Annotated in this window: 12 protein-coding genes; 4 read left to right on the top strand and 8 right to left on the bottom strand. The window is 62.8% G+C overall.

All coding sequences use genetic code 11. The annotated features are described in order from the left end of the window. Positions 1-94: 94 nt before the first annotated feature. The gene (locus tag F6X42_RS08140; RefSeq protein WP_187633695.1) at positions 95-361 is read left to right on the top strand and encodes a hypothetical protein; all 267 of its coding nucleotides are present in this window, start codon (positions 95-97) and stop codon (positions 359-361) included. Positions 362-869: 508 nt separating this feature from the next. On the opposite strand, the gene F6X42_RS08145 is transcribed toward F6X42_RS08140, so the two are convergent. Beyond that, positions 870-1247 carry a DUF3022 domain-containing protein gene (locus F6X42_RS08145; RefSeq protein ID WP_187633696.1) on the bottom strand — a complete coding sequence of 126 codons (378 nt, stop codon included), beginning with the start codon at positions 1245-1247 and terminating at the stop codon, positions 870-872. 109 nt (positions 1248-1356) lie between these two features. On the opposite strand from F6X42_RS08145, the gene F6X42_RS08150 reads away from it, so the two are divergent. After that, positions 1357-1743 carry a GntR family transcriptional regulator gene (locus tag F6X42_RS08150; RefSeq protein ID WP_246530013.1) on the top strand — a complete coding sequence of 129 codons (387 nt, stop codon included), beginning with the start codon at positions 1357-1359 and terminating at the stop codon, positions 1741-1743. Positions 1744-1803: 60 nt separating this feature from the next. On the opposite strand, the gene F6X42_RS08155 is transcribed toward F6X42_RS08150, so the two are convergent. Next, on the bottom strand, positions 1804-2667 hold the full coding sequence (locus F6X42_RS08155) for an alpha/beta fold hydrolase (protein ID WP_187633697.1): 864 nt from the start codon (positions 2665-2667) through the stop codon (positions 1804-1806). Positions 2668-2775: 108 nt separating this feature from the next. Here F6X42_RS08155 and F6X42_RS08160 point away from each other — a divergent pair, with 108 nt between their 5' ends. After that, on the top strand, positions 2776-3627 hold the full coding sequence (locus F6X42_RS08160; RefSeq protein ID WP_187633698.1) for a LysR substrate-binding domain-containing protein: 852 nt from the start codon (positions 2776-2778) through the stop codon (positions 3625-3627). A 68-nt stretch (positions 3628-3695) separates the two neighbouring features. On the opposite strand, the gene F6X42_RS08165 is transcribed toward F6X42_RS08160, so the two are convergent. Further along, on the bottom strand, positions 3696-4826 hold the full coding sequence (locus F6X42_RS08165; protein WP_187633699.1) for an MBL fold metallo-hydrolase: 1131 nt from the start codon (positions 4824-4826) through the stop codon (positions 3696-3698). Positions 4827-4909: 83 nt separating this feature from the next. On the opposite strand from F6X42_RS08165, the gene F6X42_RS08170 reads away from it, so the two are divergent. Next, positions 4910-5524 (top strand): TetR/AcrR family transcriptional regulator, encoded by a 615-nt coding sequence (locus F6X42_RS08170; protein WP_187633700.1) that lies wholly within the window; start codon positions 4910-4912, stop codon positions 5522-5524. 97 nt (positions 5525-5621) lie between these two features. Here the strand turns inward: F6X42_RS08170 and F6X42_RS08175 are convergent, their stop codons facing one another. The 5 genes from F6X42_RS08175 to acnB form a co-directional block, all read right to left on the bottom strand. Continuing rightward, entirely contained in the window at positions 5622-6890 is a 1269-nt protein-coding gene (locus tag F6X42_RS08175) for an RNA polymerase sigma factor (protein ID WP_187633701.1), read from the bottom strand. Beyond that, entirely contained in the window at positions 6887-7255 is a 369-nt protein-coding gene (locus F6X42_RS08180; RefSeq protein ID WP_187633702.1) for a YciI family protein, read from the bottom strand. The genes F6X42_RS08175 and F6X42_RS08180 overlap by 4 nt, the downstream gene beginning before the upstream one ends. 235 nt (positions 7256-7490) lie before the next feature. After that, complete coding sequence (locus tag F6X42_RS08185) at positions 7491-8603, bottom strand: porin (protein ID WP_187633703.1); 1113 nt, start codon at positions 8601-8603, stop codon at positions 7491-7493. A 107-nt stretch (positions 8604-8710) separates the two neighbouring features. Next, positions 8711-11464, bottom strand: a complete 2754-nt coding sequence (mgtA, locus tag F6X42_RS08190; protein ID WP_187633704.1) for a magnesium-translocating P-type ATPase — start codon at positions 11462-11464, stop codon at positions 8711-8713. Between the two features lie 940 nt (positions 11465-12404). After that, a complete protein-coding gene (gene acnB, locus F6X42_RS08195; protein ID WP_187633705.1) occupies positions 12405-14990 on the bottom strand; it encodes a bifunctional aconitate hydratase 2/2-methylisocitrate dehydratase in 2586 nt (861 codons plus the stop codon). Positions 14991-15015 lie beyond the last annotated feature (25 nt).

Below are 15015 nucleotides of genomic sequence, written 5' to 3' on the forward strand. Positions count from 1 at the left end.
TGGATCATCACGAGTGGTGGCATCGACCGCGCGGGCGGATGTGAGTGCATCGTCCGTGCCAATAACAAATCAGATACATCGAGAGGGCTGCAGAATGACACCGGAAAATCCCGGACAATTAAAGGCCACAGGCCATCAGATCACGGTTCGTACGAGGCGCGGCGACATGCGGGTTGCCGCGGTCTGGCAGGTGTTGATGCCAGTCGCCGATGCCATCGAGCACGTCCGGTTCACGTCCAGCCGCAAACGTGATGTCGAAGACATGACGATAGCGTTTGCCGACAGGTTCTCCGGATCGCTGTCCACCGTTCTCAGTCAGTTCGAGACGATGTCGTGGGTGGCCGCCGCGGAGCTTTGCTAAACACCGGGGCCGTGCCGCTTGCGATGGGTCGCGTCGCTACGTCGGCCGGCCCGCGTCACGCTTGATCGCCCGCCAGCTAGCTGGCGGGCGAACGCGCCTTGCATTGGTTGTTTGGCACAGACTGGCCAACTGAAGTCGAACGTACACGACCGGACCTAACCGGTCACCACCTGAGAGAAGTGGATGAAAACAACAATCAAGAAAGGGCCCCAGGACATGGAGAGCCCTTATACACCCCTGACCGCCGGAGATGCGATTTCCCATCTTGAACGGATCCTGTCCTCCGATGGTGCGGGTTCATTGTTCAGCCGGACCTACTGGCGCGCGCGCGTGCAGCAGGTGAGCGCTACACAGGGACTGACTCCGCAGCAGCAGGCGAGGCTGGCGAAGCTGCTCGAGTCGCTCCCTCCTCCGGTCCCGAGTGAAGAATCATGCTAGTCACGGTTTCGATCTCGCCCCATTGAGGATATTCGCGAGCAAGTCGCGGACGAACGCCGTCCGCGATGAGTCAGAGCGGATCGTCGACATCCAGCAGCCGATCCTCCACATGCAGATCTTCGGCGCGGTCCCCCTGCAATGGCAGCGCAATGCCTCCCGGCGCAAGTCGATCCCGGACCATTTGGCAAAGGCGTTCGCGCACGACGATGCGTTGTGCCGTGTCCATCTGCGCGTAACGCTGAATCTGCGACTCCGAGAAGTGGAGCGTCAGCACGCATCGCGCATCCAGCGTCGTGTCGCCATGTGACTCGGTCACCCAGGATGCCTGAATGAAGAATGTCCGGCCGTCGTCATAGACGCTGATCGCGGGCGCTTTCGGCGATTCGAATAGCGTCGATAAAGCCAGTTCGATTTCTTCGATGCGCTGGTTCAGATCGATGTCTTTCATTGAAGGTCCTCCTTGGGGTCGAGGCCGATACGGGTCAAGCCGAATTGATGGATACGCGAGCAAGAACCGTGTCCGGCTGTCGATGGCTGCCTCATCGAACAGACGTAGCATGTCGATGCACGCGAAGCCTGCCGTTCGCCCAGGCAATTTGTACCGATGCCGCCGATCAAAAAACAAGAAACAATTGGTTCTGTTTTGCCGCACAGCAGGACTGGGTATGAGCGACGTCGATACAAGGCTGACAGTCAGGGCGAAAGGAGCACGGGAACTCGCCAGCTATCTGGAGCAAGCGATTCGCAGCGGACGCTTCCTCGAAGGCTTGCGCCTGCCGCCCGAACCCGATCTGAGCGAGGAATTCGGCGCTTCGCGCGGCGCCCTCCGGCGAGTACTCGCCGATTTGAAAGAGCGCGGGCTCATCCGGCAGACGGTTGGCAGCGGCACGTTCGTGCTGCAGTCGAATCGCATAACACCTTCTTCCTGCGCGTGCTCGAATTGAGCAATGAGGTGCGCGAACAGGGCAGCGTACCCGCCGCAGAGCTCCCTGATGTCAGTCGGGCTACGCCGCGATACGCGCGACCGCCCTGTTGAATGCATCCGGCCTCGCGACATTCATCCCATGCGATGCGCCGTCGATCGTTTCGCGTTCGGCAAACTCGATCCACTGTTCCAGCTTGTCCACCGTATTGCGGAACATGCGCGGACTTTTCTGGCCATCGATCAACAAGGTACGACACTTGATGTCGCGCGCGGCTTCCGGCGTATAGGCGGGAAGCGGATCGAGCAACTGCTTCGGCAGCGTGAGCGCGTTGTCGAGCGCCATGCGACGAAAGCTCTCCGGGCTTTTGTTCCAGAACCCCGGCATGCTCACGGAGTCCACGAACATCGACAAGCCGGCGTCGAACTCCCCCCGCTCGATCAGTTCCGCGACACGTGCGCGCAACACGTTGGTCGCCGGCGGCATGAACGCGGGCTGCCCCCTGGATTCGGTTTGCAGCGGGCCGCCGGGATCGGCTAGCGTCAGCGTTTTCACGAGGCGCGGATAGTCGCGCGCCAGATGGAACGCCACGCACCCACCCCGCGAGTGACCGACCAGATGAACGGGAGCGAGGTCGAGCGCGGTGATGAATCCGGCAATCTCCTCGACGTGCGCCTCCCAGCTGAACTCGCCGCGTCCAAACGCATCGACCTCGGGCCAGTAATGGCTGAGGCTAGGCGCGAAGCAGCGAAACTGGCCGGACAAGGAAGCCATCTGGGCGTCCCAATAGCGATAGTCACAAAGCGAACCGTGCACGAACACCATCGGCTCGCCACGCCCGCGCTCGACATACGGTATGGCAAGACTCGATGCGGTGGTCACAAACGATGGCGCAGACGCGCCAAAGGCCGAGGCCAGAATCGATGGGCTGGTACGTGCATTCATCACAGTGCTCCTTTGGCGCCACTATCGATGGTGTGCTCGCAAAAGAAAATCGCATAATATTGATGGAATCGATCTACTTTTCTGATATCAATGATCATGGCAACGGAAATGAAAGCGCTCGATCTGGACGTGCTGTCGATGATCATCGCGGTCGCGGACGCCGGCACGATCAGCCGTGCGGCCCAGCTCGTGCATCGCTCGCAATCGGCGGTGAGCATGCAGATCAAGACGCTCGAGACGGCGCTCGGCAAGGCTCTGTTCGTTCGCAAGCCCCGCAGTGTGGTGCCGACGCAGGACGGCGAAATGCTGTTGACCTACGCACGACGGATGATCGCGCTGCGCGATGAAGCGTGGGCAGCGGTGGTACGGCCCGACGTGACCGGACGCGTGGTCATCGGCGTACCGGACGACTATGCGACGTCACTGTTCCCACCCATCCTCAAGAAATTTTCGGCGACCTATCCGAAGGTGGAGATTCAGGTGGTGGGGCTGCCAAGCGTTGCTCTCGAGCCCATGTTGAAGGACGGCACAGTCGATCTCGTCTGCGCGACGCGCGTGAAAGGGTTGCACGGCGAGTTCCTGCGTCACGAGCCGATGGTCTGGGCCGCCGCGCCAGGCGCGACCGAGATCTGGCGCGAAAGGCCCTTGCCCATCGCGGTGTTTTTGCCCGGTAGCGTCGCGCGGGAGAAAGCCATACGGAGTCTGGAACGCGCGCGCATCCCGTATCGAACGTCGTATGAAAGTCCGAGTCTGCTCGGTCTGCTGACGATGGCCGAGGCCGGACTCGCTGTGACCCCTTTGGCCAAATGCGCGGTACCGGCTCACTTCTCGCTGCTGGGGGCCGCGAACGGCCTGCCGGAAATCGGCACGCTCGAAGTCGTGCTGGCGCGAAGTGCCGCTTCTAAACGGCCTCCATGCGACTTTCTCGCGGAACGCATTCTCGCCGACCTGAAGAATTGACCCGGGATCAACGCAGCGGTCCGCATAGAACGCCACATCCCAGCCGTCGACGTGATGCCCTGTCGACCTCAGGAAGACTCCCCTCCCCCGACCTCGCGCGACGCGCAGATCCGCCACGACGCTTTCGGCGCGGCAACGGTTTGCGCGACGTCGCGCCACCAGCGTTCGCCGCGATGCACCGCGCTCAGATCGAGCCGCTCGCCCATGCGTGGTGTCGACAGCGCGACGCCGCGCGCAAGCGCCAGCCCTGTCACCCTTTCGAACGGCTCCTGCCAGCGATGCATCGCGAGGTCGAAGGTGCCGTTATGAATCGGCACGAGCCAGCGGCCGCGCAGGTCAATATGCGCCTGCACGGTTTCTTCGGGCTGCATATGAACGTATGGCCACATCGCGTCGTACGCGCCGGTTTCGATCAACGTGACGTCGAAGGGTCCGAGGCGCTCGCCGATCACGCTGAAACCATCGAAGTAGCCAGTGTCGCCGCTGAAGAAAACGCGCAAATCGCGATCGACGATCACCCACGACGCCCACAACGTGCGGTTGCCGTCGAACAGGCTGCGCCCGGAGAAGTGCTGCGCGGGCGTCGCGGTGAACTCGATGCCGTCGACCTGCGTGCCCTGCCACCAGTCGAACTGCCGCACCTTCACCGCGTCGATACCCCATTCGATGAGCCGGTCGCCGACGCCGAGTGGCGTCAGAAATACCTCCGTACGCTGCGCCAGTATGAGGACGGTCTCGCGATCGAGATGGTCATAGTGATCGTGCGACAGGATCACGCCGCGCAGCGGTGGCAAATCGTCGAGCGAGATCGGCGGCGCATGAAAGCGCTTCGGACCCAGATTGCGGAATGGAGACGCCCGCTCGGCGAACACGGGATCGGTCAGCCAGAACTTGCCGCGCAACTTCAACAGCATCGTCGAATGACCGAGCCGATACAGGCTGCGGTCGGGCGCCGCATCGAGTTGCGCGCGCGTCAGCGTTTCGACGGGCAATGCGTCGGTCGGCGCGGTGCCGCGCGGTTTGTTGAACAGCACCGTCCACGCGAGGCCGAGCGTCTTGCGCAAGCTTTCCGCGGGACGCGGCTTGACGTTCTGGAAGCGTTCGCCGTCATGCTGCGGCGACAGGCTGAACATCGCGCGGCTGCGTTGCGCGGCGCTCACGCCGAGCATTCGGCGGACAAGGGCGGGAAGCGACATCATGAAGTTGATCTTCCGAGAAAATGTACACTCGGCAGTGTAGTTTGTTTTCAAGAAAAGTAAACTGGCCAGTGTAAAATCGTTGCATGGAATCCAGTGCCCGCCCTCCACGTCTGACCGACCGTAAGCGCGTCGCGATCGTCGCCGCCGCGATCGACGAATTCCTCGCAGCCGGATACGACGCAACCAGCATGGACCGTATCGCCGCGCGCGCGAACGTCTCGAAGCGCACGGTCTATAACCATTTCCCCAGCAAGGAAGCGCTTTTCGCGGCGATTCTTCATCAGTTGTGGGACGCGAGCCACGACGGCGATGCGCCCTGTTATCGCGCCGACCAACCGTTGCGGGCGCAGTTGCTCGATCTGTTGGAGCGCAAGCTGCGGCTGCTTCACGACGAGTCCTTTTTGTCGCTTGCACGCGTGGCGATCGGGGCCGGCATCCATTCGCCGGACCGCGCGCGCGATATGGTCGCTCGCATGGGGGAACGCGAGGAAGACCTGACGGCGTGGGTCCGGGCGGCCGCCGCGGACGGCCGCATCAAGACCGAGGACCCCGTCTTCGCGGCACTGCAGTTGCAGGCGCTCGTGAAGGCTTTTGCCTTCTGGCCACAAGTGGCGATGGGGCAAGTGCCGCTCGATGCCCGCGAGCAGAAGCGGATCGCGGAAGCGGCGGCGGATATGTTTATCGCGCGGTATGCGTGAATTTTCGAGTCGGGTGGCGCGAGATATCGATGGCGACGCGGCCACGCAGCTGGCGACGTCACGAAGCTGGCGAATCCGGCGAACGCAATGCGCGCCGCTAGCCGCTCGCCGGCGCAAGCTCCATTCGCTTACGCTGCAGGAATCGGCGCACGGCCGGATCACGCTCAAGGCCGATCGCCAGATCGTACGCGCTGAGTGCTTGCGCCATTGCGCCGGCACGCGCGAGCAGATTGGCGCGCGCGGCCCAGTATGGCTGGTAGTCGGCCAGCCGCGGGTCGTCCGCATAGGGCGCAAGCGCGTCGAGCGCCGCCTGCGGGCCGTCACGTTCCGCCACGGCGAGCGCGCGGTTCACAGCCACTACCGGCGACGCTGCGATGGCGAGCAGCCCGTCGTAGAGTTGCACGATCTCGTCCCAGTTCGGGCGACGCGTCCGGCAGCGATGCACATGCGCCGACTGCAGCGCGGCCTCGAGCTGAAAGCGCCCAATTGCGTTGAACGCGTTCGCGCGCCGCAGCAGTGCGTTCGCCGCGTCGAGCATCGGTGCGTTCCATGTTGCCGGATCCTGGGCCGACAGCGGCACATAGTCGCCAGCCGCATCGCGTCGCGCATCGCGCCGCGCCTGCGCAAACAGCATCAGTGCGAGCAGACCCAACGTCTCCGGTTCCTCGGGTAGCAGCTCGACGAGCAGTTGCGCGAGATACAGCGCCTCGTCGGCGAGGTCGCGCCGCTCGGCATCGCCGCCGAGCGGGTCCGTCCAACCCTCCGCATACGCCGCGTAGACCGCCTCGAGCACCGCGTCGAGCCGGCCGGGCAGTTCCTCGCGCTCGGGCACGTTGAACGGAATGCCCGCTTCGCGGATCTTGGTCTTGGCCCGCACGAGGCGTTTGCTCATCGCGGCGGGCGACATCAGGAACGCGGACGCGATCGTCTTCGCTTCCAGCCCCAACACCACTTGCAGCATCAGCGGGGTGCGAATCGCGGCTTCGAGCGCAGGGTGCGTGCACGCGAACAGCAGCGCGAGCCGCCGGTCGGGCAACACGCCCGCTTCGCACTCGTCCATTTCGTCGGTGAGAATCATCAGCTGGTTCGCTACGTCGTCGCCGACCTGGCGATGACGCGCGCCATCGATCGCCCGGCGCCGCGCAACCGTCATCAGCCACGCTTCGGGACTCGCGGGACAGCCGTGCTCCGGCCAGTCCGCGAGCGCCGCCGCGAATGCGTCGGCGAGCGCGTCCTCGGCCGCGGCGACGTCGCGCGTGCGCATCGCCAACAGCGCGACGAGCTTACCGTAGCTACGGCGAGCGACCGCCTCGGCAATCGAACGCGCGGCGCCGTCGTCCCGACGGGCGCCGCTGGAAGAACTCATGCAGATGGGGCTTCGTAGGGGGCGGTCCAGACCGGGCGCACTTCCATAACGCCGTGCGCCGCGCCGGGGCAACGCGACGCCCACGTCATCGCCGCGTCGAGGTTGGGCACATCGATCAGGTAGTAGCCGGCGAGTTGCTCCTTCGAATCGGAATACGGTCCGTCAAGCACCTGCGGCTTGCCGTCGACGAGCCGCACCGTGGTGGCCGTATTCGAGTGCTGTAGCCGGTTGGCACCCACCAGCGCCCCCGCCTTTTTCAACGATTCGGTGTAGGCATGATAAGCGGCAACGCCTTGCTGCCGCTCGCTGTCGGTCATCTTGTTCCAGCCGTTTTCTTCCGAGTAGATCATCAACAGGTATTCCATATGAGCCTCCGTCATGGGGTTGAGGCGGATGAATTACATCGGCCGCCATCACAATGACGCGCGGGCCGCACGCTGATGGACAGCTGGCGCCAAAAAATCGCGAACGGGCGCCGGCACCCACGCTGCGCTGCAAAAGACGTTTGGACTGCAGCCCGTTCGACTGCCTTTTGCGAAACATTGTCGGACGGCTGACTCGCTTTGTCGACCTGGGAGGCGATGTTCGCCGCCAGTTCAATCAGAACCGATGCCGGATTCCCGCGCCAACCAGCAGCTGGTTACGGCCGGATGACGGTTCCGCACTGTTGATCACTGCCGGCGCGTCCGTCGAGGCTCGCTGGTAGACGGTCTCGACGTACGCATCGGTACGCCTCGAGAGCAGGTAAGCCGCCTGCAAGCCGGCCTGGTGCCAGTGCTGGTTCGAGCCCTTCGTGTAGGTGTACATGCCGGCAAGCAAGAGCGTGGGCATCATCTGATATTGGGCATTGACCTCGTAGTTGCTGAAGTCGGCCGAAGGAGCAGAGTTGCCGGTGTCCGCATCGACCAGACCGCTGAACGTGGAGCGTGACCACGCCGCTCCCAGCGTGAGGTCGCCGATCGCATAGTTCGCCCCGGCACCATAAGTGTTCTGCGTCCGCACGAGTGCGTCAAACGTGCTGCGGGTACCGTCGGGCAAATTCACCGCATCGTAGGCACCGGTGCTGGTGGCACCGCGCCCGTTCGCATGCAGCCAGGCCGCCCCGGCGTTGAACGGACCATTCTGGTAGCTGATGCCCAGGCTATACGCGCGGTTGTTTGCGAACTGACCAGCAGCATTCGAAAGTGCGTACAGACCGCCAACGGTCAACCCGCCGAATGACGGGCTCGCGTACTTCACCGAGTTGCGTGCGAGGTACGAGTTGTTGGCGTTGTCGTTGTCGAAGGGATGAGCGAACGCGGTGCCGCCCGCTGCGCCCGTCAGTGTCACGGGCGCGAAGAAGTCGTGGATCGAATCGTACTGATGGCCGAACGTTACCGTCCCCCAGGCATCACTGCTCAGCCCGACGTAGGACGGGTGATCATCGAATTCCTCCCCTGTCGTAGTCGAGAAGCCACGTTCGAGCAGAAAAATGGCCTTGCTGCCGCCGCCGAGGTCTTCGCTGCCTTGGAGTGCCCAGAAGCTGCCGTCAATGAGACCGCTTGTTGCCTTGTACTGCGCATGACCGCCCACATTGTTCAGCCACGCAAGCCCAGTGTCGAGTTCACCGTACAACGTCACGCCGCTCTGGGCGTGTGCGTTAGTTATAAAAGCCGCAAGCGCCACTGCGCCAGCCGAGAATCTGATAGGGACTGCGTTTCTTGTTGTCGACATGCAACTATCTTCCTGAAAGTTGTGGATGGAACGGGCCGGCGGACTGCCGCCCCGGCTGGCATCGGCCGCTGACGGCCATGCCCATGGATGTCAGCGGAATCGTCGTGTCAGTACCACCGGCCATAGCGCCGGATGTAGACGGTCTTGACGAGTTGGGTGAGCAGCATGTAGCTGGCGATGGTCGCGACGAGCCACCACCAGTAGCCGTGGTCCAGCGCCTGGAAGCCCAGCGCCGATGCGAACGGCGAGAAGGGCAGCCAGCAGCCCACGAAAATCGCAACGGTCGTCGAGAGCGTGACCGGCAGTGCAGCCATGCTCTGCAGGAACGGAATCCGATGCGTGCGCAGCATATGCACGACCAGCGTCTGCGACACGAGACCTTCGATGAACCAGCCGGAATTCATGATGATCTGGCCGCCGCCATGGGCGTGATAAGCCGCGCCGGCGCCGAATACCGTCCACATCAGCCAAAAGGTCGTCATGTCGAATACGGACGACGTCGGCCCGAGCCAGATCATGAAACGTCTGATGTTGCCGGCATCCCACTTACGGGGCTTTCTGAGAAACTCGGGGTCCATCCTGTCCCAGGGCAGGAACATCTGCGACAGGTCGTAGATCAGGTTCTGGACCAATAACTGCATCGCGAGCATCGGCTCCCAAGGCAGGAACGCACTGGCCACCAGCAACGAGAACACGTTGCCGAAGTTCGAGCTGGCAGTCATGTTCAGGTACTTGAGGATATTGCCAAACGTTTCCCGGCCCTTGACGACGCCTTCTTCGAGCACCATCAGGCTCTTTTCGAGCAGGATGATGTCGGCGGTTTCCTTGGCGATATCGGTGCCCGTGTCGACCGAAATTCCCACGTCCGCATCGCGCAGCGCGGGCGCGTCGTTGATGCCGTCGCCGAGGAAGCCCACGGTATGGTCGTTGGCCTGCAGCGCCTTGACCACGCGGGCCTTCTGCAATGGCGTGAGCTTCGCGAAGACTGTCGTGCGCTCGACCGCCGCGCCGAGTTCGTCGTCGTTCATGTGCTCGACGTCGCGCCCGAGCACCGGGATGCCCGGATCGAGGCCGACGTCCCGGCAGACCTTCGCCGTCACGATCGGGTTGTCACCCGTGAGCACCTTGATGGTCACGCCATGTTCGTTCAGCGCGCGTAGCGCTTGTGCCGCCGAGTCCTTCGGTGGGTCGAAAAAGCTCAGGAAACCGCGAACCACGAGCCGCTCCTCGTCGGCGTTCCGGTACTGCGGTTTCGCTTCGGCTTGCGCAATTTCGCGCGTGGCGACTACCAGCACCCGGTAGCCTTCCGCGTTGTATTCCTGCGATCTGGCAATCATCGCACTGCGAGCGGCTTCATCGAGCTCGCAAACGACATCGCCCTGATGCACGTGCGTGCACACCGCAAGCATTTCCTCGACCGCGCCCTTGGACACCATCAGCTGGCTGCCGTCGGCGCGCTCGACGACCACGGACAGACGTCGACGCACGAAGTCGAACGGCAGTTCGTCGACCTTCGCGTAGTGCGCCTGCGTTGGTGGCACGCCGGCCGCCTGCGCATGGCTAACGATTGCAATGTCCATCAGGTTCTTCTGCCCGCTCTGATGGAAGCTGTTGAGCCACGCCAGTTCGAGGATGTGGTCGTCGCGACGGCCCTGGATGTCCAGGTGATGTTCGAGGATGATCCGGTCCTGCGTGAGGGTGCCGGTCTTGTCGGTGCACAACACGTCCATGGCGCCGAAGTTCTGGACGGAGTTCAGGCGTTTGACCACCACCTTGCGCCGTGCCATAGCCACAGCGCCTTTCGCAAGATTCGCCGAAACGATCATGGGCAGCATTTCCGGCGTGAGGCCAACTGCGACGGCAAGCGCGAACGTCAGGGCGGAAAGCCAGTCGCCCTTGAGCAGCCCGTTGATCAGGAATACGACGGGTACCATGACAAGCATGAAGCGGATCAGTAGCCACGAAACACTGTTCACGCCCCGATCGAAGCTCGTTTCGATCCGCTTGCGACTGGTAACGTTCTTCGCGAGTGCGCCGAAGTAAGTATCGGCACCGGTCGCGACGGCAACTGCCGTTGCCGTGCCGCTTACCACATTGGTGCCCATGAAACAGACGTTCGCCAGTTCGAGCGGGTCAGCCGGGCTCGCATTGGCGACATGAGCCGACTTCTGCATCACGGCGCCGAGCGTGTCGTACTTCTCGACCGGTAGCGCTTCGCCCGTGAGCGCGGCCTGGCTGATGAAAAGATCCCGCGACGTGATGAGGCGAATATCGGCGGGAATCATGTCGCCCGCTTGCAGGGTAACGATATCGCCAACCACGAGACTGGACATCGGAATCTCGCGCTTGAGCGATTTCCCGGACTTCGAGGCACGGCGCACGACGGTTGCCGTGGCGCGAACCATCGACTTGAGCCGTTCTGCTGCCTTGTTCGACCGGTGTTCCTGGAAGAAGCGCAGCAGGCTGCTCACTGTGACCATCGTGAGCAGGATGCTCACGCCGGTCCAGTCGCGATCTTCTGGCGCGGCAAAGTAGACGTCCGTGAAATAGCTGATGCCCGTGAGCACGAGCAGCACGATCACAAAGGGGTTGTAGAAAGCATGCAGCACCTGGATCAGCGCGTGCGGCGGCTTGTCGTGCGCGACCTCGTTCGGCCCCGAGCTACGCAGGCGCTGTTCGGCATCGGCGTCGACCAGGCCGTCAAGTGAACTCTGCGTATGCAGTAGGGTCGCTTCGATACTGTTGCCGGCTTCGCTGGCAATCTGCGCGGAAATCCTGTTGCGATCGCTGGACGATGATGCGCTTAGGAAGCCTCGTTGCCTGAGCCGAGATTCGTGGCGGTGTGAGGGTTTATTTTTCATGAGATTTTCCGGGCAGGGGCAAGCGCGAGCCGACCCCTGTCGCGGCCTCGAAAAGTTGATGTTTAATGCAGAGAGTCAGCAGAACCGGGCGCGTACTGCAGCCCAACACTTTCCGATCAATGTGATGTTTTGATGCTCGCCGGTATGCAGGGTTAGCAGCGAGTCATAGTACGTGCGTGCCTCTTGAATATGAGGCAGGTTCGATACAAGAAGAGCGAAGTGCATGATGTTCCTCCGTCCGGGCTAAGGCCCGGAGCGTCGTTCAGGTTTGCCTGCCCGAAGGCCTGAACCATGACGTCAACGCTCGATGCTCGAATGACGGGAAACGGTGCGGCCTCCGCTCAGGCGGAAGGAAAATTGGATCGAGGTAAGGGACAAGAGTCACTGTCGGGCATAGGGGCTCCTTTCTCGTGCCAGATGCTCGAGTGCGTTTATTCAGCCACGGACCGTACTGATCAACGGATCGTACGGACGTGAACGGACACCGTCGTGCGAATCGAAGCGCGCAACGCGGGAAGCACGAACAAGCGCAATCACGCCGGTTTGTGCGTCGATATTTGAGCGGTGCGAGGGGAGTACTGCGAGTAATACTGCGACGCGCACCGTCCTGCCTGATGGCGGGACGGCGGCTTGTTGGGGCGGACGTCCTGCCGGTCAGGCGGTCAAACTGTTCGAAGATCGACTACTACAGGGTTCCAAGGCATTAGCCCCAATCATTGAAAGCGGACGAATCGTAACCACCGTGAAAGACGATGTCAAGCAGGACGAAGGAAAAGCCAGGAGCGGATTGTCCCGACAATGTTGAGAGAGTCCCGACCAATCTGCGATCTCTATTGATTCCCATAGCGATGCATAAAAAAATGGCGCCGCTGGCTTTCAGCCTGTGGCGCCATTCCGTGGCGCTACGACGAAGACAACACGCCGTAGCCCCACAGCACACTTACATCGTCACCGTGTCGGCGACTTCCTTGAAGTCCTCGATCTGGTCGAAGTTCATGTATTGATAGATCTTGTCGCCGTCGGCATTGAGCACGCCCATGTCGGCCATGTACTCCTCCTTGGTCGGGATCTTGCCCAGACGCGAGCAGATCGCCGCCAGTTCCGCCGAGCCGAGGTACACGTTCGTGTTCTTGCCGAGGCGGTTCGGGAAGTTGCGGGTCGACGTCGACATGACCGTCGCGCCTTCGCGCACCTGTGCCTGGTTGCCCATGCACAGCGAGCAGCCCGGCATTTCGGTACGCGCACCGGCTGTGCCGAACACGCCGTAGTGGCCCTCCTCGGTCAGCTGCTTCTGATCCATCTTGGTCGGCGGGGCCACCCACAGCTTGACCGGGATGTCGCGCTTGCCTTCCAGCAGCTTCGACGCTGCCCGGAAGTGACCGATGTTGGTCATGCACGAACCGATGAACACTTCGTCGATCTTGGCACCGGCCACGTCCGACAGCGTCTTCACATCGTCCGGATCATTCGGGCAGGCCACGATCGGCTCATGGATGTCGGCGAGATCGATCTCGATGACGGCTGCGTACTCGGCGTCGGCATCCGGCGACAGCAGTTGCGGATCGGCCAGCCACTGCTCCATCGCCTTGATGCGGCGCTGCAGGCTGCGCGGGTCCTGGTAGCCCTGGGCGATCATCCACTTCAGCAGCGTGACGTTGCTGTTCAGGTATTCGATGATCGGTTCCTTGTTCAGGTGGACCGAGCAACCGGCGGCCGAGCGCTCGGCGGAAGCATCCGACAGTTCGAACGCTTGCTCGACCTTCAGATCGGGCAGGCCTTCGATTTCGAGAATGCGGCCGGAGAAGATGTTCTTCTTGCCTTGCTTGGCAACCGTCAGCGTGCCTTGCTTGATCGCGTACAGCGGGATCGCGTTGACCAGGTCACGCAGGGTCACGCCCGGCTGCATCTTGCCCTTGAAGCGGACCAGCACCGATTCCGGCATGTCCAGCGGCATCGTGCCGGTGGCGGCCGCGAAGGCGACCAGGCCCGAACCGGCCGGGAAGCTGATGCCGATCGGGAAGCGCGTGTGCGAGTCGCCGCCGGTGCCCACGGTGTCGGGCAGCAGCATGCGGTTCAGCCACGAGTGGATCACGCCGTCGCCCGGGCGCAGCGCGATGCCGCCACGGTTGCTGATGAAGTTCGGCAGGGTCTGGTGGGTCTTCACGTCCACCGGCTTCGGATAAGCGGCGGTGTGGCAGAACGACTGCATGACGAGATCGGCTGAGAAGCCGAGGCACGCCAGGTCCTTGAGTTCGTCGCGGGTCATCGGGCCCGTGGTGTCTTGCGAGCCGACCGAGGTCATCTTCGGTTCGCAGTACGTGCCCGGACGGACGCCCTGGCCTTCCGGCAGACCGCAGGCGCGGCCGACCATCTTCTGGGCCAGCGAGAAGCCCTTGCCGCTGTTGACGGGCTGCTGCGGCAGGCGGAACAGCGTCGACGGGGCCAGGCCCAGCGCTTCACGTGCCTTGGCGGTCAGACCGCGACCGATGATCAGCGGAATGCGGCCGCCGGCGCGCACTTCATCGAACAGCACGTCGGACTTGACCTGAAACTCGGCGATGACATCGCCGTTCTTTAGCGCCTTGCCTTCGTACGGGCGCAGTTCGACGACATCGCCCATTTCCATCTGCGACACGTCGAGTTCGATCGGCAGAGCGCCGGCGTCTTCCATCGTGTTGTAGAAGATCGGGGCGATCTTGCCGCCGAGGCACACGCCGCCGAAGCGCTTGTTCGGGATGAAGGGGATGTCTTCGCCGGTGAACCACAGCACCGAGTTGGTGGCCGACTTGCGCGAGGAGCCGGTGCCGACCACGTCGCCCACGTATGCGACCAGGTGGCCCTTTTCCTTCAGCGACTCGATGAACTTGACCGGACCACGCTTGCCGTCTTCTTCCGGCGTGATGCCGGGACGCGCGTTCTTCAGCATTGCCAGCGCGTGCATCGGGATGTCCGGACGGGTGGTCGCATCCGGGGCCGGCGACAGGTCGTCGGTGTTGGTTTCGCCCGTCACCTTGAAGACGGTGATGGTCAGGCTTTGCGGCACTTCCGGGCGGGTGGTGAACCATTCGGCGTCGGCCCAGCTTTGCATCACGGCCTTCGCATTGGCGTTGCCCTTGTCGGCCAGTTCCTTGACGTCGTGGAACTGGTCGAACATCAGCAGGGTTTTCTTCAGCGCGTCGGCGGCCACGGTGCTCACTTCGGCGTCGGACAGCAGTTCGATCAGCGGCTGGATGTTGTAGCCGCCCAGCATCGTGCCGAGCAGTTCGGTGGCACGAGCGCGCGAGATCAGCGCGCAGGCGGTCTGGCCTTTGGCCACGGCGGCGAGGAAGCCTGCCTTCACGCGGGCGGCTTCGTCCACGCCGGCGGGTACGCGGTGGGTGATCAGTTCGAGCAGGGTCTGCTCTTCGCCGGCGGGCGGATTCGTCAGGAGTTCCACCAGCTCGGCGGTCTGCTGAGCCGTCAGCGGCAGAGGAGGAATGCCGAGCGCGGCGCGTGCGGCCACGTGAGCGCGAAAGTTTTCAAGCATGGGGACCTGCTGGTATGTGCGTTTC

The sequence above is a fragment of the Paraburkholderia podalyriae genome, assembly GCF_014397785.1.
Lineage (GTDB): Bacteria > Pseudomonadota > Gammaproteobacteria > Burkholderiales > Burkholderiaceae > Paraburkholderia > Paraburkholderia podalyriae.

What these genes read in the sequence shown, in the direction of transcription:
- F6X42_RS08140 (WP_187633695.1), top strand. Translation starts at nt 95, where the DNA reads ATGACACCGGAAAATCCCGGACAATTAAAGGCCACAGGCCATCAGATC.
- F6X42_RS08145 (WP_187633696.1), bottom strand. Translation starts at nt 1,247, where the DNA reads ATGAAAGACATCGATCTGAACCAGCGCATCGAAGAAATCGAACTGGCT.
- F6X42_RS08150 (WP_246530013.1), top strand. Translation starts at nt 1,357, where the DNA reads ATGTCGATGCACGCGAAGCCTGCCGTTCGCCCAGGCAATTTGTACCGA.
- F6X42_RS08155 (WP_187633697.1), bottom strand. Translation starts at nt 2,667, where the DNA reads ATGAATGCACGTACCAGCCCATCGATTCTGGCCTCGGCCTTTGGCGCG.
- F6X42_RS08160 (WP_187633698.1), top strand. Translation starts at nt 2,776, where the DNA reads ATGAAAGCGCTCGATCTGGACGTGCTGTCGATGATCATCGCGGTCGCG.
- F6X42_RS08165 (WP_187633699.1), bottom strand. Translation starts at nt 4,826, where the DNA reads ATGATGTCGCTTCCCGCCCTTGTCCGCCGAATGCTCGGCGTGAGCGCC.
- F6X42_RS08170 (WP_187633700.1), top strand. Translation starts at nt 4,910, where the DNA reads ATGGAATCCAGTGCCCGCCCTCCACGTCTGACCGACCGTAAGCGCGTC.
- F6X42_RS08175 (WP_187633701.1), bottom strand. Translation starts at nt 6,890, where the DNA reads ATGAGTTCTTCCAGCGGCGCCCGTCGGGACGACGGCGCCGCGCGTTCG.
- F6X42_RS08180 (WP_187633702.1), bottom strand. Translation starts at nt 7,255, where the DNA reads ATGGAATACCTGTTGATGATCTACTCGGAAGAAAACGGCTGGAACAAG.
- F6X42_RS08185 (WP_187633703.1), bottom strand. Translation starts at nt 8,603, where the DNA reads ATGTCGACAACAAGAAACGCAGTCCCTATCAGATTCTCGGCTGGCGCA.
- mgtA (WP_187633704.1), bottom strand. Translation starts at nt 11,464, where the DNA reads ATGAAAAATAAACCCTCACACCGCCACGAATCTCGGCTCAGGCAACGA.
- acnB (WP_187633705.1), bottom strand. Translation starts at nt 14,990, where the DNA reads ATGCTTGAAAACTTTCGCGCTCACGTGGCCGCACGCGCCGCGCTCGGC.